This is a genomic window from Streptacidiphilus fuscans (genome assembly GCF_015690355.1).
GTDB lineage: Bacteria > Actinomycetota > Actinomycetes > Streptomycetales > Streptomycetaceae > Streptacidiphilus > Streptacidiphilus fuscans.
In genome coordinates, this window is sequence record NZ_JADPRT010000013.1 from 240,381 (window position 1) to 261,265 (window position 20,885).

Consider the following 20,885-nt stretch of genomic DNA (forward strand, 5'->3'; position numbering starts at 1 on the left):
ACCCCGGACGTTGACGCTCTCCGACAGCAAATTACGCACGGTCAACCGCGCAGGGCCCTACGATCATGGTCCATGGACTGGCTTGAGCGAACCGCCCGGCTGCGCCAGTGGAGCGCGGGCGGGGTCCGGGCACCGCACAAGCCACTGCTGCTGCTCTACGCCCTCGCCCGGTTCCAGCAGGACCCCGACAGCGAACTGCCCTACACCACCGTGGAGAGGGCACTCGCGGACCTGCTCGTCGAGTACGGGCCAGGCAGACGGACCAGCCCGGCGTACCCGTTCCACCATCTCGTCAACGACGGGGTCTGGGAGGTGCACACCACCCGGGGTCCCGGAAGTCCCGGCACCGGCGTCCGCGAGCTGCGCGCGTCAGGCGCCACTGGCCGGCTCGCCGAAAACCTCCGCACCTCGCTGCGCCACGACACCTCACTGCTCCCCCGCATGGCCCGGATCCTGCTGGACCGGCACTTCCCACCCTCCTTGCACGACGACCTGTGCCAGGCCGTCGGCCTCGAACTGGAACCCGCCGAGACCGCCGCCCTGCCCGGTCGGCCACGCTCCCGGCAGCGCGACGCCCGGATGCGTCAACTCGTCCTGACCGCCTACGAGTACCAGTGCGCCTTCTGCGGCTACGACGGCCGCATCGGCACCGTCCCGGTCGGACTCGAGGCCGCGCACGTGCGCTGGTGGGCCTTCGACGGCCCCGACTCAGTCGACAACGGGCTCTGCCTGTGCTCACTGCACCACAAGCTCTTCGACAAGGGCGTCCTCGGCCTCGCGGACGACCACACGGTCATGGTCTCCCAGCACTTCGTCTCGACCAGCCCCGCTGGACGGCAGGTGATCGACCTGGCCGGCCGCTCTCTCCTCGGTCCACAAGCAGGCGTGCAGCGCATCCATCCCCGGCACCGAGCATGGCACGCCCAGCAGGTCTTCCATGGACTCCCGCGTTCCCGACTGACTGCCGTGCCATAGCCAGCCACTCCAAGGCTTTCGGTCAGGGCGCTGGCGGGTCACCCACGCGGCGTCGCAGCACACCAGGGCCACGACCAAGTTTGACCACTATGCACCAAGCAAAGGGGCACGAAGCACAACCCAGGCGCACACCACCCCATCCACTCCAACCCCCGCGTTTGAGAGGGCGGAATGTGAGGTGATATCCGTTCTGTTGTCGCCTGAACGGGTGGTCTTGCCACCTCCGGCCGGTCGCGAGGCTGGCGTCGTGCTGAGGTGGCTGCGTGAGTGAGCCGGTACCGGGTCCACCTCTGCCCTCTGACCTGCAACGGATGGCTCCAGGGTGCATGGATCTCAGCCTTGGTCCGTCACTGGTCCGGATCTTACTTCGGCCCTATGCTCCCGCGCATGTGGATAGCTCTGGCGTGCATCGCCGACCTGGGGGCCTTGGTCAATCTCCTGCAGGTGATCACCGGTCGTCAGGTGATTCGTCCTGCTGCGAGCCGGCGTTCCACGTTGCAGTTGAGTCGGGAATCAGCGGCGGCGGTCCTGATCTGGTCGGGCATGGCGCTTCTGGCTCTGCACGTGTCCATGGTGGGCTTCCCGGTGGAGGCACTTGGGATCGTGGCACTCAGCGTTGTCCGTCGGCCCGCGAGCCGCGTGTCTGGCTGAGTGGGGCGGTCCCTCCCCGATCGCCCACCGGAGGAGTACCGGCAAAGCTGCCCGATCAAGGAGGAATCACCCCACCAGCTGAAGTGCACGCATACGGGCAGTCGGTCCAGAAGGCGTCGTGGGCGGTGGGTTGGGAACCGGGGTGACACGCGGTGCGTCCGCTCAGGAATGGACGGACAGGGGATCCACGACGAGGACGCGCCTGCCCATGCCGGCGGCTGCGCGATCGGATGCGCCATAGCCCTCGCGGGGCTGGTCGTGGGCTTTGCGGTGGAGGTAGCAGCCACCCACTTGATGGCAGACGCCTGGACATACTGCTACGCCGCTCCTTGGCCCATGGCCAACGACATGGCGGACTCCCCGCGCACCTTCATCTTCCAAGACCTTGGCTGGCTGCTGCTGTACTCGCTCTGCCTCCCCATGGGCTTCTGGCTGGCGCGGCGGCTGGCGCACCGACGAGGCAGGCTACTCAGGATCAGCGCCTGCCTGTTGGCCACCTCGGTATTGCTGACCGGGGTACTGGCTACAGATCTGATGCTCAACGTCTCGGCGAGAGACGGGATGTACCAGGCGGCGCACTGCCCGCAAGGCCTCCCTCCGTGGTGGCCAGGCTGGCTGCCAGCTCGTCCGGGGGCGAATCCATGCGGCAGCGGTCCCTGCCTGGGCGCGGGGCGGTGAGTCTTCCGGGCCTGGCTCTGTTCACGAGTTTCGGTTCTGGTCCAACTTCTGTGGAGCCGTCACGATCTGTAACGAATCAGAGCTGGATGGCGCTACGTAACTCGTTGACAGACCTGTTTGGGATCATGCCCGCGTGGACTTCGACCTCGCCCCACCAAACGGCGTTGGGCCGTTGCAGATCGGCATGACTCACCAAGCCGCCAACGCTGCGCTGGACTCGCTCCGCGACCTCTCTGCGGTCTCGGAATCGGACCGGCCTGGGCAGCATGTTTTCCGTCCCAGCGGACTGATGATCAGCATCCACTGCACGCGAGAAATGCTGGAAGCCATTGAGCTCGGGAGGCCGTCGACTCAGACAGACCGCGTCATCTTCCGGGGCCTGGACATGTTCGCGCTCCCGGGCCAGGAGCTGGTGCAGCGCATGGGCGAGCACACCACGATCCAGGCAGACCCGACGACCCGGCGTCTTTCGTTGCCTCTGACCGGCTGCTGAGCTTCTGGCGCCCGTTCGCAGCTGATGACAAGCCCGAGGAAGAGCAGGGCTACTACTTCACCTCGGTCCTCTTGGCGCGGCCCGACTACTACGACACCCCTGCTCAGGCTGCGGAGCGACTCCGGCAGGGGTCGTGACCGCTCCCGTCAGGAGGCCAGCAGGACTCGCTTCCGCAAGAGGCCGAAGCCGGCCCGGCCGTACATCTGACGCTTGATCATTTTGATCCGGTTGACCGCCACCGTCAGCGGTGCGCGCTCACCCGAGCGGCGGACAACCGTGCCGTGGCGCGGGGCGGACTCGTTGACGGGGCGTGACCTCTGCGGAACCGATTTGGCCGCCCGTCTTCACTAGGCGGCGGGCAGTCCAGTGACACGCCGCTGTATTTGACGATGGCTCCGGCGTGGGAGGAGCTGGGCCGCACGGTGCCCGGGCGACCGGATCCGGAGTGGGACCTCCTGGTCGCCGGCGCTCCCGGCAGGAGGCGCCGACGACCACCAGTGCCCGCGGCACGTCAACCCGAGCGGGCCAGGCTGTAGCCCGTGGAGGCGGTGCCCGCGTGGCCGGTCCGCCAGGCTTGGTGTGCAGCCCTGGAGCAAGTTCCGGCGCCGCCGTCCAGGTGGTATCCGGGGCAAACGGGTGAGCGGCTGGTGTTCGTACAGGTAGAACGCTTGCAGTCGTGTCTGTAAGAGATCGACCCAAGGACCTCTCGTGGCAGCCGGTGTGCCAGGGGTCGATGCGGCGTCAGAGCTCTCCCTCCGGACAGCTTTGTGGGCATCCAGGGACCGTCTCGGCCGATAGGGTCTATAGCGGGGGCTCATCTGTTCCCCTCCAGCATGATTTCCGTCGGTGGAGCTGTAGTGGCGTCTTGATCACGGTTGGGCCGCATCTGCCATCGGGCCGCGGCTCGTCGCAGCAGGTGTTCAGCGCCCGGCTCGGCCGGTGTGAACGTCCCGCTGCGCGTTGGCTACGCCGGGAGATTGCTCCTCCGGGAGGTTCTGTCTGCCACCCACGCCCCCGGGCTTATCACGGCAGCGACCAGGGAGGTGAACCTCCCCGGCACCTACCGCACGGCTCTCGTGCAGTGCCTGAAGTGACGGATCTCGCGTTCCCCCTCTGGGGGCTGAGCGCCATCATCGGCTGCTTGCCAGCGTCCCAGAACTCTCAATGAAGCGGGAGCGGTTCGTATGCTGGGGCGGTGGATCCCGCCGAAGGCCCCTCCAGCCTCCCGCCCGCAGGCACTGCTTTGGCTCTCCTTGCACTGCCCTACGTCTTCAGTCAGGACGACCTGCTGACGTCCGAGGAGTTCCTGCGGCGCGCCGACGAACTCGGACACCAACTATCCTTGGAAGCGCTTGAACGCCTGCACAACCGTCGGCTGCTTGTCCCGCTGTTCCGGGTGAGCGACACGCCGGTGGAGGGTCGGCGCATCGCGGTCACGGCACCCGAGGCCTTCGGCATGAACGCCAGGAGCTGGGTCCTGGAAGCCGCCGCCGAGGGCAGGATTCGGGACGCAGCCGCCGAAGGCTACTCAGCCGCTTGGCCATACGCGCGGCCGGCCGACGAGGACCGCGGCTGGTGGAACGGGTTCGTCTACTCCTCCTGGCAGTTGCTCCTGCTGCGACGCGCACTGAACCGCTTGGAGTTCGCCGAGCAGGGCTTCCGCCAGCCCGACGGCCGTGCCTTCACCGCTGAACGGCAGGTGGTCATCACGTTGTGCGCCTTGTCGACCCACTACCTTCCCGGAGTGCTGGGGCAGCTTCATTTGGCTCCGGGCGAGGACGAGAGCGGCCTGCGGCGGTACAGAGCGTCGGTGGACACAACGGAGTTGCTCGCACGCGCGGGCTTCGATCCGACGCGGTTGGCCGCTGAGGCGGACGAGTTGCTGGCCCAGGCCCATGGTGACCCGCTGCAGGCGTGGCTGCCCCTGGTTCGCCAGTCCAACTACGCTCGCGGCTGGTCGAAATTGCGCGGGTTGCCGCTGGAGAACATGTGGCGGCGGGCAGCTGCGGAAATCCTCCTACGCGCCCACGAGGACCTGGCCATCGGCGGGCATCTCGATCCCCTGCCGGACCTGACCGATACGGGCTACTGGAGTGCTCAGCACGATCGCCTGACCCCACGCCACCAGGACGCCGAGACTTTGGAGCGGACTCTGGCCGAACTCGGCCTGTCCCCGTACCCGAAGGTCCTCCTCCTGGTCGAGGGCGAAACCGAGCTCTTCCACGTCCCCCGCCTGCTCGGCGAACTTGGCCTGCGGATCCCTCAGGATGTGCGGGTACAGCTCACCAAGGGCTCGAAGGTCAGCCCGCACCTGATCGCCCGGTACAACATCGCGCCGCGCATCGGCCGGGAGATCGGCAAAGGCTGGCTGCTCGACGCCTCCCCGACGGTCAGCCCCCGGAGGCGTTCGGCCGGTTCGAGGCGTCCCGCCCGAACGAACTCTGGGTCGGCGACGCCCTCCACGGCCCGAAGATCGCAGGCCACAAGGCCTATCTCTTCGCGTTCGTCGACGACAACAGCCGGGCGGTGGTCGGGCACCGCTGGGGCGGGGCCGAGGACAGCGTCCGGCTCGCGGCCGCGCTGCGGCCTGCGCTCGCGTCCCGCGGCGTCCCCGAGGGCGTCTACGTCGACAACGGCTCGCCGTTCGTGGACTCCGCCCTGCTGCGGGCCTGCGCGAGGCTCGGCATCAAGCTGATCCACTCCACCCCCGGACGACCGCAGGGCAGAGGAAAAATCGAACGCTTCTTTCGAACGGTCCGCGAGCAGTTCCTCGTCGAGGTCGACGCCGACAAGGTCGCTGACCTGGCCACTCTCAACCGCCTCTTCACCGCCTGGGTCGAACAGGTCTACCACCGCCGGGTTCACTCCGAGACCGGTCAGCCGCCGCTGGAACGCTGGCTGGCCGGGGCCCCGTTCCCGATGCCGACACCGGACCAGCTGCGGGAAGCGTTCCGCTGGTCCGAGCTCCGCAGGGTGACGAAGACGGCCACGGTCTCGCTCCAGAACAACACCTACAACGTCGACCCGTCCCTGGTCGGGCGGCAGGTCGAGCTCATCTTCGACCCCTTCGACCTGACCGACATCGAGGTCCGCTTCCAGCAGCGCTCGTTCGGAATCGCGGTCCCGCACCAGATCACCCGGCACGCGCACCAGAAGGCCAAGCCCGAGACCCCGGCCGCCGAGCCGGCCCCGGCCAGCGGGATCGACTACCTCCGCCTGATCGACACCGCCTGGACGAAGGAACTCGGCCAGCGGATCAACTACGAGGTCTTCCTGCCCGGCCAGGCCGGACCGGTCGAGGCCGTCGACCTGAGCGAGGAGCCGTGACCTTCACCAATCCGGTCCAGGACCGGCTCGACAAGCTCTCCGACACCGAAGCCCAGGCCCGCCGCCTGCTGGACCGCACCTTGCGCCTGGCCGGGCTCCGGCTCGACCACCACCGGCCCGCCGGGGCCGCCCTGCGTCTCGCGGTCTGCTTCCACCGCCGGGCCGACCAGGCCGCGGCCGAAGAGGACGACTGTGTCACCCACTTGGAGAGGATGGACGGGCGTTGATAGACACGCTGCAGGCCCACTGGGGCTTCACCCGCACCCCCTTCGGCAGGGGCCTGGCCACCTCGATGCTGCACCGGCACTCCGCCCACGCGCAGGCCGTCGCGAGGATCACCTGGTGCATCGGCGAACGCGCCCTGGGAGTGATCACTGGCGAGGTCGGCGCGGGGAAAACCGTCGCGGTCCGCGCGTCCCTCGCCCAACTGGACCACCCCCGCCACAAGGTCATCTACCTGGCCAACCCTGCGGTCGGCGTCGCCGGGATTCACCACGCGATCGTCACCGCGCTCGGCGGCGTCCCCCGCCCGCACAAGTCCACGCTGATCCCGCAGGCCACCGACCTGCTGGCCACCGAACACGCCGAGAGGGGCCGCGTCCCCATCCTGATCATCGACGAGGCCCACCTCCTCGACCACGAACAACTCGAAGCGGTCCGCATGCTGACCAACCACGACATGGACTCCAACAGCCCGCTCGCCTGCCTGCTGATCGGCCAGCCGACCCTGCGGCACAAGATCAAGCTTGGCATGCTCGCCGCCCTCGACCAGCGCATCCAGGTCCGCTACAACATGCCGCCCATGACCGGCGAGGAGACCGCCTCCTACCTGACCCACCACCTCGCGCTCGCCGGCCGCAGCGACACCCTGTTCACCGACGACGCGATCAACCTGATCCACGACACCGCCCGCGGCTATCCCCGGGCCGTCAACAACCTCGCCGTCCAAGCCCTGCTCTCCGCCTACGCCGACGGGAAACCCAGCGTCGACGAGACCAGCGCCAGAGCCGCCGTCGCCGAAGTCACCGCCGAATGACCCTTCCGCCAGCGGAACCGCCAGGCTCGCCGTCAACGTCGTGCCTCCCGGCGCCATAACGCTGGAACCGCGTGGGAGGCATGAGTTGAAACCCCCTGGCCGATCCTTTCGGCACTGGTGGTGGCTATCGGGCTTGGGCATGCTCTGCGTCGCAGCCGCTGCGGTCGCCTCCCTCGGGAGCGACGAGTCAGACGCACGGAAACACACCGAGCAGCTCTCGGTCCACGGCTATCGACGCGTTCTCATCCGAGATGAGTCCTATCCCGGCACCACGAACACCATCGCCGACTACGTGGGACCCACCGAGTCGGGCAACCCGGCACAGCTACTGTCCGGTCCAGGACTGAAAATCACCCACACCGGTCCCGTGACCTGGATAACGCCTCAACCGAACGACCTGCTCGACCTCGTGGCCCTCGGGCAGTTCGAAGGCCCCGGGACTTGCCGCTTCGATGTTTCGAAGTTCCGCCGCGGTCGCTCCGCGCCCGAGGAATGGCATCTCTCCGACACTGAGGCAGCGGATCTCCGAAGCGGCCGACTGACGGCCATAGAAGTGAGCGTCGGCTGCGGACTCGGGTAGGTACGGCACCGTGAGCATCACAGTGACACCATGAAGATCAACACGGCCCGCTGGACAGCTCCAGCGGGCCGTCTTGCTGGACCAACGTGCTCATGCTCAATGGCAAGCGCATCACGATTTTCAAGGGTCTGGCCGCAGTTGCGTGAATGATCAAGGTTGAGCGAGCAGGCGTTGGCGGAGGAGCCGGAAGGTCGCGCGGCCGTACATCATCCTCTTGATCGTCTTGATGCGGTTGACGTGGCCCTCGACCTTGCCGGAGCTCCATTCGAGGGGTAAGGCCAGCGGTGACGGCGGCCAGGTCCTGGCGCAGGTAGCTGGCGAAGGAGCGCAACGGGGCGGGCGCGTCGCGTTCGGCTTCGCGGATCCACTCCAGCAGGAGGTTGCCGCGCAGGTAGCGGGCCATTTCCAGGAAAGCCCAGGCCAGATCGCAGGCCCGGGCGAGGTCGGGGCAGGCGAGCCGGACCCACAGCAGCGCGTCGGAGTCGGCCTGGGCGAGTTGCTCGCGGGGCCGGGTGATCCAGGCGGCGATCGTGGTTGGGGTGGGCACCTTGGTGTTGACCGGGTCGGCGTGGCCGTCGGCAAGCTTCATGACGTAGCGGCGCACGGTGCGGTAGCTGCCGTGGTAGCCGCGTTCGCGCAGCTCGCGGTACAGGCGGCTGCTGGTGGCGTCGGTGCCCAGCTCTCCTTGGCGCTGGAGCAGGTAGGCCTTGAACGAGTCGAGCACGCCGTCCGGGCGCCGGTTCGCACCGGCCGCGAGGAGGTCTTCCAGCGGCGTCTTGACGTACTTGTTCACCGTGGCCCAGTGCAGGTCCAGACGGCGCGCGATGGCAGCGACGGTCAGGCCCTGCTCGTGGAGTTGGTGAACGTCGGCGTGCCAGTGCCGGATGCGCTCCAGCAGCGCGGTCTGTGGGTAGTGGAACAGCGGGACCTGTTCCGGCGGGGCGGCGAGCCGGGCTTCCTGCTCGGCATGTTTGCGCAGGCAGGAGCGGTGCTCGTGCCCAACCTTCTCCAGCACGTCGGTCAGGTTCATGAGCAGATGGAACCTGTCAGCGACCTCCAGCGCGTTCGGAGCTTCCTGCCGGACAGCCTTGCTGTAGGCGCCCGCGCGGTCGCGACACACGACCTCCGCGCCCGGGTGGGCGGCGAGCCAGGCTGCCAGGGCCTCGCTGTCCCGGCCCGGGATGACGTCGATGATGCGGCTGGCCTCGATGTCAACCAGCACGGTCGCGTAGCTGGTGCGCTTGCGCAGCGCGAAGTCGTCGACACCGAGCACCCGCGGCGCTCGCTCGGGCACTACTGGGGCCTGGAGCAGACGAAGGAGCCGCGTTCTGCCAGCGATGACCTTCAGCTTCCGGCACAGGCGGGCAGCCGGTCGTCCGCCCAGCTCGGCCGCGACCACGGCCAACCAGGTCCGTAGCCCGCTGGTCGAGCGCTCGTGCCGGCGGGTCAGGTCCTCGACCTGCTCGACGAACGTGCGGCGCCGGCATCTGCTCCGGTCGCAGAAGAACCGTCTGACCCGCAGTCGGACCGAGGTTGCCGCGCCGCCAACGGGCCGGTCGGCTAGCGTCCGCCAGTACGAGGAGTGGACCCGGCGACCGGTGGCACCGCAGTCCGGACAGATGGGCGGACGGCCGCAGGCAGCAGCTTCGACCTCCACCAGCCCGTCGCCCAGGCGGAGTTGCTCAACCTGCACATCGAGCCCGGGAAACAGCACATCCTCGATCGCACACACGCCCATAGCGGGAGGCTGCCGCGCAGAAACGATTCCTCATGCACGCGGCGACCAGCACATTCACGCAACTGCGGCCAGACCCATTTTCAACGGCACTCAACAACCAGGAGAATCTCTTCGCCACCGAGGAGCTGCGCGCAAGGATGCGCCGTGCTCTGCAGCAGTGCATCCGCGAAGAAGTTGAATACCAGGACGCGAGTATCGGCCAGGACGAATTGGACCTGATGGTCAACATTCGGGTGTGGGGCCCCGATACGTATGAGCTAGCCAACTTCGACGACGATGAACTTGTGCCCGCCATCACCACCATTGCCCGGCACCAGGAACGACTGCCCGCCGACGTCCCGGTCTGGGAGAGCCTGCTGCGGCATGAGCTCCAGGCCGCCCGGATAAAACACCAGGACATCAAGATCGCATTGGGGCGCATGCGGCTGCGCGAGGACAAGGTGAGGCTTGCGGAGCTGCTGTGGCCGGTCCTGCGCGACAAGTGCCAGCGTGAACTCTCCGCGAACGCGGCTGGCACGCCCGTGCTCAAGATCGCACTGGAGGCACTCGACCTGGCCAACCGCTTCACCGGGGTCTTCGCACTCAACCGCCCTGAACCGCCAACCGCACGATGAGGCTCCAGACGGGAGCAACGCGTTGTGCAAACCCGCACCCCCGCCACCTCTGGGCCGCACAGATGCCGCGCTATCCAGCCCTACAGGCTCCGCCCCCAGCGGCCAAGACCACTCAAAGCAACGCTGCGTAACCAGCGCAGGGCCTGACAGGAAAGTGGACGAAAGCCCTCCGTCTCAAGAGTCGAGACAGTGCCCTTCCAGGATCCGCCTCCGCCACTGGGGACCACTTGGGGACCACACACCCTGCACTCCTGTGCACGAACTACGCGAATCTGCGCCTTGACGCACGCGCACGTCGTGCATAACGTGGATACTGAGGGGGATTGTGACATGGTCACTCGACTGGGGGTCAAGGGGTCGCAGGTTCAAATCCTGTCGTCCCGACTCGGACAGATGTCCAGAGTCGCAGGTCAGAGCCGGTGTCTGATTCATCAGACACCGGCTCTCGACGTTTTCCGGCCCACTTCGGCTGGGAGCAGATTGGGAGCGAGGCTGGGAGCACTCGGCTCCCAATCCGCTCCCAGGTCAATCCACGTTGACAGCTATCACCCACAACGGTCGAGATGCCCAGAATTCTTTCGCGACAGGCCCTGGGGCGCCCGTGAGATCAGGGCCCCGGGCAGTCTTTTTGACGAAGCGCCATATGTTGTCGACCACTCGGGGGCCGAGTTGCGCTCTTGACCACATGCGCTTGGGTGCTGTGGGTGCCGAAATTCCCGTCCGTGCAGCTCAAGCGGCGTGCCGGTACTCATGGAGGACTCCGCCGAGTCGATCGTGCCGGCGTATGTCCAGGCGTTCGATCTGGTGCGGTTCGAGCCGTGCGGGGAGGGCCCTCAGGGGTGCGGCGCCGACCAGGGACCGGTGTGAGCGATGGTGGTTGTAGTGCCGCTCGTAGACCCATTGAACCCAACGCAGGTGGGCCTCGTTCCAGATGAGAGTGCGGTCGAGGAGTTCGGTCCTGAGTGTCCTGACCCAGCGCTCCATGACCGCGTTCATCCGCGGCACCTGTACGCCTGTCAGAACTGTCGCGATGCCAGCGCTCTGAAGGATCTGGTCCATCATGGCTGGGTACTTGGCGTCCCGGTCCCGGATCAGGAACCGGACTGTGGCGAGCTGGCCGGCGTCCTCCAGGTCCATGAGCAGGTTCCGCATCGCCTGGGTGACCCAGGCATGGGTCGGGTGCGCGGTGGTGCCGAGGATCCGGATCCGGCGGCTGGCGTGGTGGACAGCGGCGAGGATGTACTGGCGCTGCCCGGACAGCGTGACGGTCTCGATGAAGTCCATCGCCAAAATCGCCTCCGCCTGCGAGCGCAGGAAGTCCGGCCACGTGACGCTCGAGCGGTTCGGCGCGGGGTCGATACCCCCTGCCTTGAGGATCTCCCAGACGGTAGACGGCGCCACCCGGATACCGAGGGCCGCGAGCTCGCCGTGGATGCGACGGTAGCCCCAGGGCGGGTTCTCCCGCGCCAACCGCAGCACCAGACGCCGAATCGAAGCTACGGTCCGTGGGCGCCCCGGCCGACGGCGGCCACTCGCACGAACATGTCGACGCCTGATCAGGTCGCGATGCCAGCGCAGGACCGTGTCGGGGCTGACCAGCAGCCGAATCGTGCGCAGCGTCTGCCGGGGCAACCCCGACAGCAGCGCTGCCAAGAACGCCCGATCCTCCGACCGGAACCTCGGACGCTCATCTCCGAGTTGCCGCTGCAAGACCGAGAGTTGGTGACGCAAAGCCAGGATCTCGACATCCTTCTCGCGGTCGCCCATCGGGAGCAAACGCAGGGCCGCGAAGACCTGGGAGACCGCGAGATACGCGAACCGCACGAGCACGAAACGCGATCATGCCGGATCGGAACAGCCTCGAGCGCAGGACGGCCCTGACCTGCGCGGACGCAATAATCGGCACCCACAGGGTCTAGCAGCAGTTCGATAGTCACCCCGCCGGCCTCGATGCCTGTGGTGCGTAGCCTCTCGGTGTCGGGCCTTTGCAGAACGGCATGCGCGGTACCGCCATAAAAGAGACGGTCGAAGACGGCCAGCGTATAGCCCGCACGCCAGCGAACATGGCGGTCCCTATGCTCCTTCAGCCGGTCCAACTCATCGACTACGACCATGGGCACGATGAGGTGGACAGAGTCGTCCCAGAGGTCCAATAGCTCGGAGAAGTTGACTTCCTCAAGCTTGTCCGAGTGCTTGATGTAGAAGCTGCTGTCGGCAACTACCGGGCGACCGCGCCGCTCCCAGAGCGCCATTTCTTGCGCGAGCGACTTGACGGCATCTTCGAAAGCCTCCGTGCGTTGCCTCAGTTCCAGCGAAACGAGCGTGTTGGTGAGGCGCTCCAAGTCACTGGTCCTTGCCAAGGTGCCTACCTCAGAAAGCAATAGCTCGTATCGCCTCGTGAGCACCAAGCGGTCAAGGTCGGCAGCGCTGATGTGAGAGCCGAGCCGTTGTACGGCCGTGCTTGTCTAGTCCAGATATGCAAGTAGCCGCTTGTCGAAGCCAACTGGTCCACCAGTGTACTGGTTTGATACATCGGTATGCACTGCGCGCAGGGTTTCCAGGAGGTGCTTCCGGTCCACGCCAGGCAGAGGAGTAACGAGCATCCCCATACTGTGGCACGTCCCATCCGTGGGTGCCTCTGATCCAGAGTCCTCGACAGCTACTCCTACACGGCACCCGTAGATCGTGGCCATGGCAGGTTGGCGCTGGTCAACCCTGAAGGAGCGGAGGACCCGCCCCTTCATCGCATCAGGGACGTGTTGGGGCTGGCAGAGATGCCGGTGGCCGCCGTGATCGCGACGTGGCGTGAGGTTCTCAGCTCAGTAGTCGTCGCTGGTCTCGCGTCTCTGCGCGATCGGAAATCCGTCAGATGATATTTCACTTGCCAGGTACTCCTGGACTAGTTCCCACAATTTTTCGCCGTCGATCAGTTCAATGCGTTCGAGGTCTTTCGCAAGCTCGAAGTTAGGCCTCGAGAACACACCATTAGTAACGAGGATCCCCCTGGATGCCCGCAAGTCACCCATGGCCCTAGCCAGCATTTGTAGTTCTTCCGTAGGCACCGCCCTTTGCACATACTTAGCCTGCACAATGCTGACTTCGCCAGTCTCGCGATTTGTTAGGATCACATCAATTCCCGCCCTGCCCCCTCCCGCCGTCGTAATTCTCCCTACATCCATGGCTTCAAAGAGGCGTATGATCAGACTCTCAAATTCGAGCGGATTCATGGCGCTTAGGTAATCGTGAAACCTTGAACGCGTAGACGGGAATTGCGCAAATGGATCCCAAATGCGGACGACAGAGTCATACCCAATGGTGGCAAGAAGACTGGACCGTTTCGCCCTATCAATGGATGCCATTGCCAATATTTCTGGCGGGCGAATCGCCATTAGCCTGCGCGGACCAAAGTCACGAGACTCTAGATCCCACAAGAGCACTTCCCCCGAATAATCTGCCGTGGCAAGATATGGCCGATTTCGGGTATCCATAAGGAATGTAAGCGCCCGCCCCGGAAACGTTCCGATGTGATATTCTCTGCCGACTTGCGATCCGCCGGCAGCCGCATCCCAGAGTCGTACGCCCCCGCCGTATCCAGTGGTGGCAAGAAGCAATCCCCTCTCAATCGAAGAGAATTCCGTCATTGCCAATACGTCCCTCTGATTGATGGTGAAACCGGTTCCGCTAAGCGCTCCATCGTTTGAATCCCATAGGCGCACCATTCCGTCAACGCTAATTGTCGCCAGATGGGTCGAGCGTCCACGCTGTGGCAAAGCAGCGATGGCCACGGTCCCGGGCGCCCTCACCATGAAAGGTTCGCGGGCCAGAGATCCATCACGAGGGTCCCATATTCGTATCGTGCCGTCCGGGCTGTAAGTTGCAAGAAGGGAGCGGCCGTCTGCGCCAGATACCGACGCCATGGCCATGGCACCGGCGGGGATCCGGAATGATGAGTGACTACGTGGGCTCTGCCGTCGTGCCCTGCTCGACCCTCCCATGGTCCCTGGGATGGCGGCAGACTGCGCAAAGGGAAGCGCCGCCGGTGCGATGGGCCTATCTCCCGTTTCGTCCGTGGTCGCTCGCGTCGCGGGGAAGTCGCTGCTCGGCGCACCGCTACGTCCCTTAACATACTTCCCGACCTCGCGCCGGACAAGCTCCTGAACGGCCGTGATGTCATGGCGTAGTTGGGAGCCCAGCAGCGCGTCGCGCACGCCGGGAATGAAGTCGAACTCGAAGCGCGCCATGTCGCCAGTGCGGGATCTACCGTGCCATTGCGTGAACAGTCCGCCCAGGGCTACCTCAGCCAGATGTCCGTGCTCGGAATGCGGGACCATTGCTCGCCGTACTAGCGTCATTACGGGAAGCGTCAGTGGCACGGCGGACAGATACCCAGCGAGTTCTTGCGCGATGGGCGAGGCGCTTTCCCGGAAGCGGCGCAGGGCCTGCATCGCGTCAAGATCCGCGGAAGCGGCGGGTTCCTGCGCTGCCAATACCTCTGAAGTTGTTCCGCCGCGGCTGACCGTGAAGCACGACATCCGGCTCCACCTTCCCTTGCCTGCGACCAGCGAAGCCAGTGCCCCGAGGCCCACTGGGGAGGCCTCCACTATTGGGATTGCAATGCGGTCTGCTAGCCGACTCCGAGTTTGTCCTGTGAACTTCGGGTTGGCCCGCATGTTGCGCCGCTGGGGCAGGGCCACGCGCCATGAAACATTGGATGCCGCCGGCCTACCGGCCCGCACAAGTACACCCGACGGAGTTACAGCACACCGGCTCCACAGACGGCGGGGCAATACGTTCACTAGAGCCACCGGATTGTGGGTCGCCCAGTGGCGCAGGACCGTTTCGACGCCGGGACCGTTCCAACCTTCCGCAACCGTATCCGTGACGACCAGTACCAGCCGGTGCCCAGAGGGGTCAGCGACCTCCTGAGGGTGGCGCGGCGCCCCATCTTTCGACGTTGCAACGGTCGGGGTGGCGCCTGCGTCGGTACCGCTCAGGAACCACAGGCGCACGTCGCGGAATATGCCGGTCTGCGTAATGGCGCTGCAAAGCTCGGCTACCAAATCGTGCCACAGCAACATCGAGTGGTGGCTGTCAAGAACGATGGCCAAGTCGAGCCAGCGGCCGCGCTGCGGCTTCAAGATCGGCACCACCATGCCTTGTTCAACGCTGCTAGCGACGCTGCGCTCCTCGTCGAGTTCGGTCCTCGTACTGCCGGGTACGGTACGGCTGCTCAGGGGGCGCAGTGCTCTCATTAGGCCGAGTGGGTTCTGCAGCGCCATCGCCCGCCGCACGAGAACGCCTTCACCCCGGCGGGAGCCCTGGACGGCAGCAGTTGCCTCATTCCTGGGCATGGCGTAGTAATAGTCATCGCCACCCACAGCCTCTAGGCTGCCGACCTCTATTCCGGCCCGAGGATGAGCCAATTGCTCATTAGCATCGGACTGTTTAATGCCAGTAGTCGTATTGGCCTGCCGATCTACGGCGCCAATACGAATGGCAAGCCACAGGATCTCCGCGAGCTCTTCCGGGCCAGCGTCGGCCCCTGATTCGATTAGTGCTCTGAGCAGTAGATCGATCATGAGCGCCCCTACGCCGAAGAGGGTCCGGTCAGTCGTTGGAGTACAGCCTCTAGGAACTGCTCACGGTCGCCTGAATCGGACCAGGCCCCCTTTAAGCGCAATTGCACTGCATTGAGCAATTGATCGGTCGCAAGGTCGCCATCAATTCGGCGGTCCAGAAAGGCCTCGATGAGATCCTTGTAACCCTCATCGACAGTGGTGTCAAGACCGAGCCTCTGTCGCACAATCTGCGTGAGCTTCTCTCTTCCCGGCGGTTCCATATGGAGTCTGATGCAACGCCGCAGGAAGGGAGGGGGAAAGTCACGTTCCCCATTGCTGGTAAGGACCACAACAGGGAATGATCTGCACTGCACTCGGCCCCCTTCCACCCGCACCTGCGTTTGCGGATCGTCGTGCGTGCCGATCTTCACCTTCGACTGCTGCGCAGCAACCCTCGCCAGCTCCGGGATTTCGAATGCCCCCTCCTCAAATACAGTGAGGAGGTCTCCGGGCAGGTCGATGTCTCCCTTGTCAATCTCGTCAATGAGTAGCACTCGGGGTTTGTTCTGAGGAAGCAAGGCGGTACCTAGAGGGCCAAGACGCAAGTACGGCGCGATGGACGGGTCAACGGGGGCGGTCGGAACGCCTTGGAGGTTGCGCAGATTTGCATCATGTAGCCTCCCGATCGCGTCGTACTGGTACAGGCCATCGCGCAATGACGTACGACTCGTAATCGGCCAGTGCAGCACGGGACCAAGCTTCAGGTCGACCGCAATGCTATATGCGAGGGTTGACTTGCCGCTTCCCGGCTTCCCGGTCACCAGAAGAGGCCGGCGCAGATACAGGGCCGTATTGACCGCGTCCTTCTCTGCCACATCCGGCACATACCCTTCACCACGTCGATATGTCTCGTGCCAGATTGGGCCACAGGTTTCCGGTGGCGAGTATTGCGGATCCTGTGTTCCTGTGAACTCCCGCCAAGGTGGTCGCTGTTCAGCCAGGCGCGCGATTTTCTCCTCGGCGGACCCTGGGCCCCGATAGATCCACCATTCCTTTTCCGTCATGACAGCTGTCGCCTTTCAGGTACGCGTTCAGGGTCGTCCCACATCAGCGCGAGGGGGTATGGCTCCTTGGATGTCGCATCGGCCGAGGCGCTGAGCACTGGTATTCGAAGCGCCTTCATTAGCGAGGGGAGTCGGCCGACGTCTATGCGGTTTACGTCGGCGAGCGCCGCTGCTAGTTCACCCCGGATTTGGGTGGCACGGCCGCGGCGGGGCCAGACTGCGATCGGTATGCCCGCGTCTAGTACAGCGTCGAGCGCATCCATCAGGTGGTGCTCGGAGACCCCCGCCAGCACGCAGACCGGCGGTTCGGTCGCCTGAAGGATCACGCCGAGGGCCGCAGACACGTCGCTGTCACCGAGCTCGTGCACGGCCTCGGGGTGAACTCCACCGTGGGCCTTGAACCACTGCCACTTTCGCTGCCAGTGCTCTCCAGCGACACCGTCCCGCTCAGCGGGGCAACGAACGACCACCTCGTAGCTCCAGCCGAGTTGGATCAGCTTGCGATGCCTGCCTATGGGTAGCTCCCACGACTCAAACTCCTCCTCCAGCAGCCCATACGGAACGTGGAATTCGATGCGCCCCGGCCCTCCGGCCTGCTTTGCAAGCAGTTGTTCGGCCAGGCAGTCCTTAACACTTGCTAGAACAAGGGGCTCATCCGACTCCCACACCGTTTCGAAGCAGCCTTCTCGGAATATCCACATCCGTGTCCAGTGGGTTCCATCACTCTCCTCGTCTTCTGTGAGCTGTACATGCAGCGCAGCTATTTCCGGTTCTGGTTCAGGAGGGGTGGGGACAGGCGCAGAGCCGAGACGCTCTTGGGTGGCATCTACCCAGGCGTCTGCTGCGCAGGCCCAACCCCTGTCCTCAGCCCACGCGGCGAGATGACGTACGAAGGGCAACGTCAGCGGCATATCTCGCTGCCGACCCTGCCGATTGTCGAGGTCGTAGGCGATGGCAGTCAGTCCGCCAGGCGGCAGGGCGTGGCTGCTTGGAAGGGCGCAGCCTGTGATCTCGAACGCCCAGCGGTAAGCGTCGTACGTGTACGCGGGAATGTCTCGGCCGTGCAACACCGGGCCGAGTTCCCTCCACGCGCGTTGGTCGAGGCGCGGGGCCCGTGGCCCCACGGAGTCCGAGTTGTCGAGGCCGGTCCAGTGATCACCAAATAGAGTCGAGCCGGTCCAGTCTCTGTCAACTACGAATTGAGGACGCTGCCAGGCGAGCCCGTTAGTGCGTAGCAGCTGAAAGTCGGCCTGCAGGGAGCGTGCGATATCGACAAGGCCGGGTACAGCCTCATCAAGGGTGGTCGTGTCCAGTCGGCGCATCAGGACGTCAGTGAACTGGCCCGCGCCCCGGTCGGCGAGATTCTGGGCTACCTCCCCAGCATGCGAGGCAAACAGCGTGAACTGGCGGCGCCGGGGATCCGGCGGTTGAGCTCCGTAGTCCTGGTCTCCGAAGGTGAGCTTCGTCGCGAAGCGGGCGCCGACCCGGCAGGCGTCACCAATCGCTATCAGCCTGCGAAACCGGGCGCTGATTGAGCTGACTCCCTTCCACCAGCGCAGTGCCGCCTCCAGATTGAGATGCGCTGTCCAGTCGGATGTGGCATCCGAGTATGGGAGGAGCATCTGGTGAGCAGAGTCGAGATATCCGTGCCCGGCCCAGTAGATCCACAGCAGATCACCATCGCATGAGGGTAGTTCCTTGAAGAGGATCCGCTCGACGTGGTGCTGGGTGGGTGAGAGGTATTGGCTCGTCGGCATCTCCTGATAGCCCCGAGAGAGGGGTGCGAGCAGTAGGTGCACCTGCTCGTCCGGAACACCGGCCGAACGGGTGAGCCAGTCCGCGACGCGTTGGGCGTCCCGGGCCGCCCCAGGAAGGTCCCACTTATCGCTGATGCCGTACGACTCGATGCCCACGACTAGGGCAAAGACACGGCGCGGGTCGATCCGCTCGGATGCATCCCTGTTCACTTCGATGCCTCGATCTCCTCCGCAATCCGCTCGTACATCGCGTCGAGCTTCCAGTACGCGCCATGACTGAGTGGAAAGGGCTGCCGACTGCTCACTTCGTGATCGGTGACGCGAGGGTCTGGGAAGACCGGTTCAGCCCTGTAAGCGAGGAGGTCCTTACGGTCAAAGATGTTGAGCCATCGCGGAAATTCTGGTGGCAGTGCGGCAGTCGGCGGAAGGCCAGTGAGAGCGCCCAGCTCATGAAGGAACGGCGCCTGCGAGCCGACAGTCACCAGAAGCCGCGGCATTGGGAAGGGGCTCGGTCTGATGGCTGTAAGGGCGAGGAGGTCCACTAGCGCGATGCCGCCCAAACTATGACCGATAACGACAGTGGGCTCGGCGCTAGCAGCGATTAGCCCCTCCAAGCGATCCCGAAGAGGTCCGCCTCGGGTCTGGTAGCGCAGGATGTCGCCGAGAGCCGGGACTGACCTCTTGGTTAGCGGAGCACGCCAGAAGTCGAGGGCTGGCTGCGTGGTCAACCTGAGGGCGAGCGTGCCCAGTATCACTCCCACTCGTGAACCAGGGAATCGCCCGGTGCCACCAAGGCGGGCACTGAGGAGGTCGACGAGACGGTCGCGTTCATCACCCGTGCACAACGCCTCATCGGCAGCGGCGTACAGAGCCTGAGCGACAACAGCGCGGGCAGAGATGGCGGCGAGTTCACGCACCGTGGGGCCGTCCGAAGCCTTGGCGCACGCGTCGGCAAACTCGACGGAGTCAGCGACTTCTTGGATGGCTCCGGGGTAGTGGGCGAGCAAGCAGGTGGCCTCAAGCAGTAGCGACAGTTCATCGCGGCCTGGTTGGTCACCAAGGAGCCTGGCGAGACGATCCGCGATCTCTTCGCCCAGAGGCCGAACGCCTGGCATCCCTAGGCCGTCGTCATCGGCTGCGGCCAACTCGGCAAGCACACGTAGTTCGCAGAGCGGATCCATAAGCAGAAGCTGCCACTCGGCGGTCGCCTGGTTCAGGGGGTCACCGACGGCAGCGCCACGCGTACCGTCGAATCCGGGGATCGAGGCGCCTCCAGCCGCCAGAGTCGCTCCAAAGTCGTCCCCCCAATAGCACGACACCACCTCGGCGTCGGGGATTCGCCCGGACAGGCCCGAGAAGACAAGAGCTGACAACTGCTCGTAGCGCTCGCGACGCACGCCAGTCCCGTGAACGAAGATCAACCGCATACGGTTCTGCTCCCCCCAACTGTGCTGCCTGACGGCAGGATAGTCGCCATGACCCATGAACAAGGGGGAACATAGCGGGTTGGCCCGCGCTCTCGTGAGAGCTCACTCCTTCCAACTGCCGCGCCGCCCTGTCGCTGTTCGCTCCTCACGGACTGTGTGATCAGCACCTTGTGACGCACCGTGGCCACAGCTCGCTGAAGCAGCTCGGGCTCTGTCGACCCATCCGCATCCCTGAGCTGCCGATACAAGCGAGCCAGTGCCGCCCTACTGACGGGGCGCGCTGCCTCTCCACGGTCCAACCAGGATGACGCTCCGGTACGCCGCCGCCCGCAGCGGGGCCAGGGCCTCGTGGCCGAGCGTGACGCACGAGACCAAAACCGCAAAAGCCCAGTCAGCACCCGCCCTCGACCTCATGCCTGTCTTGAGGTCCAATCGGGAAGCGAAGCAGTGAAGCGTGTCACGGCGCCGGATCGCACTGACCAAGCGTTGGGAGCCGAGCGCCAATGGCCATTGGCACGATCGCCACGCCGGGACCAATTTGGGACCACACGCAGTGCGCGCAAGCGCACATCCCCAGCTCATCGGCGCGGCATTCCGAGTGCTACTCCCCCGCTGAGCTGGGCAAACGTCTCCCCCATGATCTGGGGGTCTAGGGGTCGCAGGTTCAAATCCTGTCGTCCCGACTCGGACAGATGTCCAGAGTCGCAGGTCAGAGCCGGTGTCTGATTGATCAGACACCGGCTTTCGTCGTTTTTCGGCTGGGAGCGCTCGGCTCCCAATCCGCTCCCAGGCCAATCCATGTTGGACCGCTATCACCCGCAACGGTCGAGATGCCCAGAATTCTTTGTGCCAGGGATCCCTGAACCGCTCCGGGTTCGGTATCGAGCTTGATGTCACGCGCTGACGGGTTCGTCGGCGCGGGTTCTTTGGTGATGGTAGGCGGTTTCGTGTTCGGCCGGGGTGGTGTGGCCAAGGGCACCGTGGAGT

The 20,885-nt window shown here is 65.1% G+C and carries 16 protein-coding genes; 9 read left to right on the top strand and 7 right to left on the bottom strand.

The window, feature by feature from the left end; translation table 11 throughout:
- The first annotated feature begins 72 nt into the window (after nt 1-72).
- The 8 genes from I2501_RS28125 (at nt 73) to I2501_RS28160 (ending at nt 7,740) form a co-directional block, all read left to right on the top strand.
- Nucleotides 73-975, top strand: coding sequence for a phosphorothioated DNA-binding restriction endonuclease (locus tag I2501_RS28125; protein WP_196197054.1), 903 nt, complete (start codon nt 73-75; stop codon nt 973-975).
- A 387-nt stretch (nt 976-1,362) separates the two neighbouring features.
- Nucleotides 1,363-1,626: a hypothetical protein gene (locus I2501_RS28130; protein ID WP_196197055.1), complete on the top strand. Its 264-nt coding sequence runs from the start codon at nt 1,363-1,365 to the stop codon at nt 1,624-1,626.
- 336 nt (nt 1,627-1,962) lie between these two features.
- Nucleotides 1,963-2,304: a hypothetical protein gene (locus I2501_RS28135; RefSeq protein ID WP_196197056.1), complete on the top strand. Its 342-nt coding sequence runs from the start codon at nt 1,963-1,965 to the stop codon at nt 2,302-2,304.
- A gap of 133 nt (nt 2,305-2,437) precedes the next feature.
- The gene (locus I2501_RS28140; protein ID WP_236047315.1) at nt 2,438-2,797 is read left to right on the top strand and encodes a hypothetical protein; all 360 of its coding nucleotides are present in this window, start codon (nt 2,438-2,440) and stop codon (nt 2,795-2,797) included.
- Between the two features lie 1,989 nt (nt 2,798-4,786).
- Nucleotides 4,787-6,124: a DDE-type integrase/transposase/recombinase gene (locus I2501_RS28145; protein ID WP_328806686.1), complete on the top strand. Its 1,338-nt coding sequence runs from the start codon at nt 4,787-4,789 to the stop codon at nt 6,122-6,124.
- The gene (locus I2501_RS28150; RefSeq protein ID WP_196197057.1) at nt 6,121-6,351 is read left to right on the top strand and encodes a hypothetical protein; all 231 of its coding nucleotides are present in this window, start codon (nt 6,121-6,123) and stop codon (nt 6,349-6,351) included. Before I2501_RS28145 ends, I2501_RS28150 begins: the two co-directional genes overlap by 4 nt.
- Nucleotides 6,348-7,160, top strand: a complete 813-nt coding sequence (locus tag I2501_RS28155; RefSeq protein WP_196197058.1) for an ExeA family protein — start codon at nt 6,348-6,350, stop codon at nt 7,158-7,160. The genes I2501_RS28150 and I2501_RS28155 overlap by 4 nt, the downstream gene beginning before the upstream one ends.
- 139 nt (nt 7,161-7,299) lie before the next feature.
- Nucleotides 7,300-7,740, top strand: a complete 441-nt coding sequence (locus I2501_RS28160; protein WP_196197059.1) for a hypothetical protein — start codon at nt 7,300-7,302, stop codon at nt 7,738-7,740.
- A gap of 37 nt (nt 7,741-7,777) precedes the next feature.
- Here I2501_RS28160 and I2501_RS28165 read toward each other — a convergent pair whose 3' ends face one another.
- Entirely contained in the window at nt 7,778-9,472 is a 1,695-nt protein-coding gene (locus I2501_RS28165) for an ISL3 family transposase (RefSeq protein ID WP_196197060.1), read from the bottom strand.
- Nucleotides 9,473-9,510: 38 nt separating this feature from the next.
- Here I2501_RS28165 and I2501_RS28170 point away from each other — a divergent pair, with 38 nt between their 5' ends.
- Complete coding sequence (locus tag I2501_RS28170; RefSeq protein WP_196197061.1) at nt 9,511-10,092, top strand: hypothetical protein; 582 nt, start codon at nt 9,511-9,513, stop codon at nt 10,090-10,092.
- Nucleotides 10,093-10,821: 729 nt separating this feature from the next.
- Here I2501_RS28170 and I2501_RS28175 read toward each other — a convergent pair.
- The 6 genes from I2501_RS28175 to I2501_RS28195 form a co-directional block, all read right to left on the bottom strand.
- Nucleotides 10,822-11,745, bottom strand: a complete 924-nt coding sequence (locus tag I2501_RS28175; protein WP_408022792.1) for an integrase core domain-containing protein — start codon at nt 11,743-11,745, stop codon at nt 10,822-10,824.
- Complete coding sequence (locus I2501_RS40970; protein WP_408022793.1) at nt 11,649-12,344, bottom strand: PIN domain-containing protein; 696 nt, start codon at nt 12,342-12,344, stop codon at nt 11,649-11,651. Before I2501_RS40970 ends, I2501_RS28175 begins: the two co-directional genes overlap by 97 nt.
- A gap of 567 nt (nt 12,345-12,911) precedes the next feature.
- Nucleotides 12,912-15,671, bottom strand: coding sequence for an SAV_2336 N-terminal domain-related protein (locus I2501_RS28180; protein WP_196197063.1), 2,760 nt, complete (start codon nt 15,669-15,671; stop codon nt 12,912-12,914).
- Between the two features lie 8 nt (nt 15,672-15,679).
- A complete protein-coding gene (locus I2501_RS28185) occupies nt 15,680-16,714 on the bottom strand; it encodes an AAA family ATPase (RefSeq protein WP_196197064.1) in 1,035 nt (344 codons plus the stop codon).
- On the bottom strand, nt 16,711-18,681 hold the full coding sequence (locus I2501_RS28190) for a VMAP-C domain-containing protein (RefSeq protein ID WP_196197065.1): 1,971 nt from the start codon (nt 18,679-18,681) through the stop codon (nt 16,711-16,713). The genes I2501_RS28185 and I2501_RS28190 overlap by 4 nt, the downstream gene beginning before the upstream one ends.
- Nucleotides 18,678-19,898 carry a hypothetical protein gene (locus I2501_RS28195; protein WP_196197066.1) on the bottom strand — a complete coding sequence of 407 codons (1,221 nt, stop codon included), beginning with the start codon at nt 19,896-19,898 and terminating at the stop codon, nt 18,678-18,680. The genes I2501_RS28190 and I2501_RS28195 overlap by 4 nt, the downstream gene beginning before the upstream one ends.
- Between the last annotated feature and the right edge of the window lie 987 nt (nt 19,899-20,885).

Excerpts from the sequence above, each read along its gene's own strand:
- I2501_RS28125 (WP_196197054.1), top strand. The coding sequence starts at position 73 with ATGGACTGGCTTGAGCGAACCGCCCGGCTGCGCCAGTGGAGCGCGGGC.
- I2501_RS28130 (WP_196197055.1), top strand. The coding sequence starts at position 1,363 with ATGTGGATAGCTCTGGCGTGCATCGCCGACCTGGGGGCCTTGGTCAAT.
- I2501_RS28135 (WP_196197056.1), top strand. The coding sequence starts at position 1,963 with ATGGCCAACGACATGGCGGACTCCCCGCGCACCTTCATCTTCCAAGAC.
- I2501_RS28160 (WP_196197059.1), top strand. The coding sequence starts at position 7,300 with ATGCTCTGCGTCGCAGCCGCTGCGGTCGCCTCCCTCGGGAGCGACGAG.
- I2501_RS28170 (WP_196197061.1), top strand. The coding sequence starts at position 9,511 with ATGCACGCGGCGACCAGCACATTCACGCAACTGCGGCCAGACCCATTT.
- I2501_RS40970 (WP_408022793.1), bottom strand. The coding sequence starts at position 12,344 with ATGGCGCTCTGGGAGCGGCGCGGTCGCCCGGTAGTTGCCGACAGCAGC.
- I2501_RS28180 (WP_196197063.1), bottom strand. The coding sequence starts at position 15,671 with ATGATCGATCTACTGCTCAGAGCACTAATCGAATCAGGGGCCGACGCT.
- I2501_RS28185 (WP_196197064.1), bottom strand. The coding sequence starts at position 16,714 with ATGACGGAAAAGGAATGGTGGATCTATCGGGGCCCAGGGTCCGCCGAG.
- I2501_RS28195 (WP_196197066.1), bottom strand. The coding sequence starts at position 19,898 with ATGCGGTTGATCTTCGTTCACGGGACTGGCGTGCGTCGCGAGCGCTAC.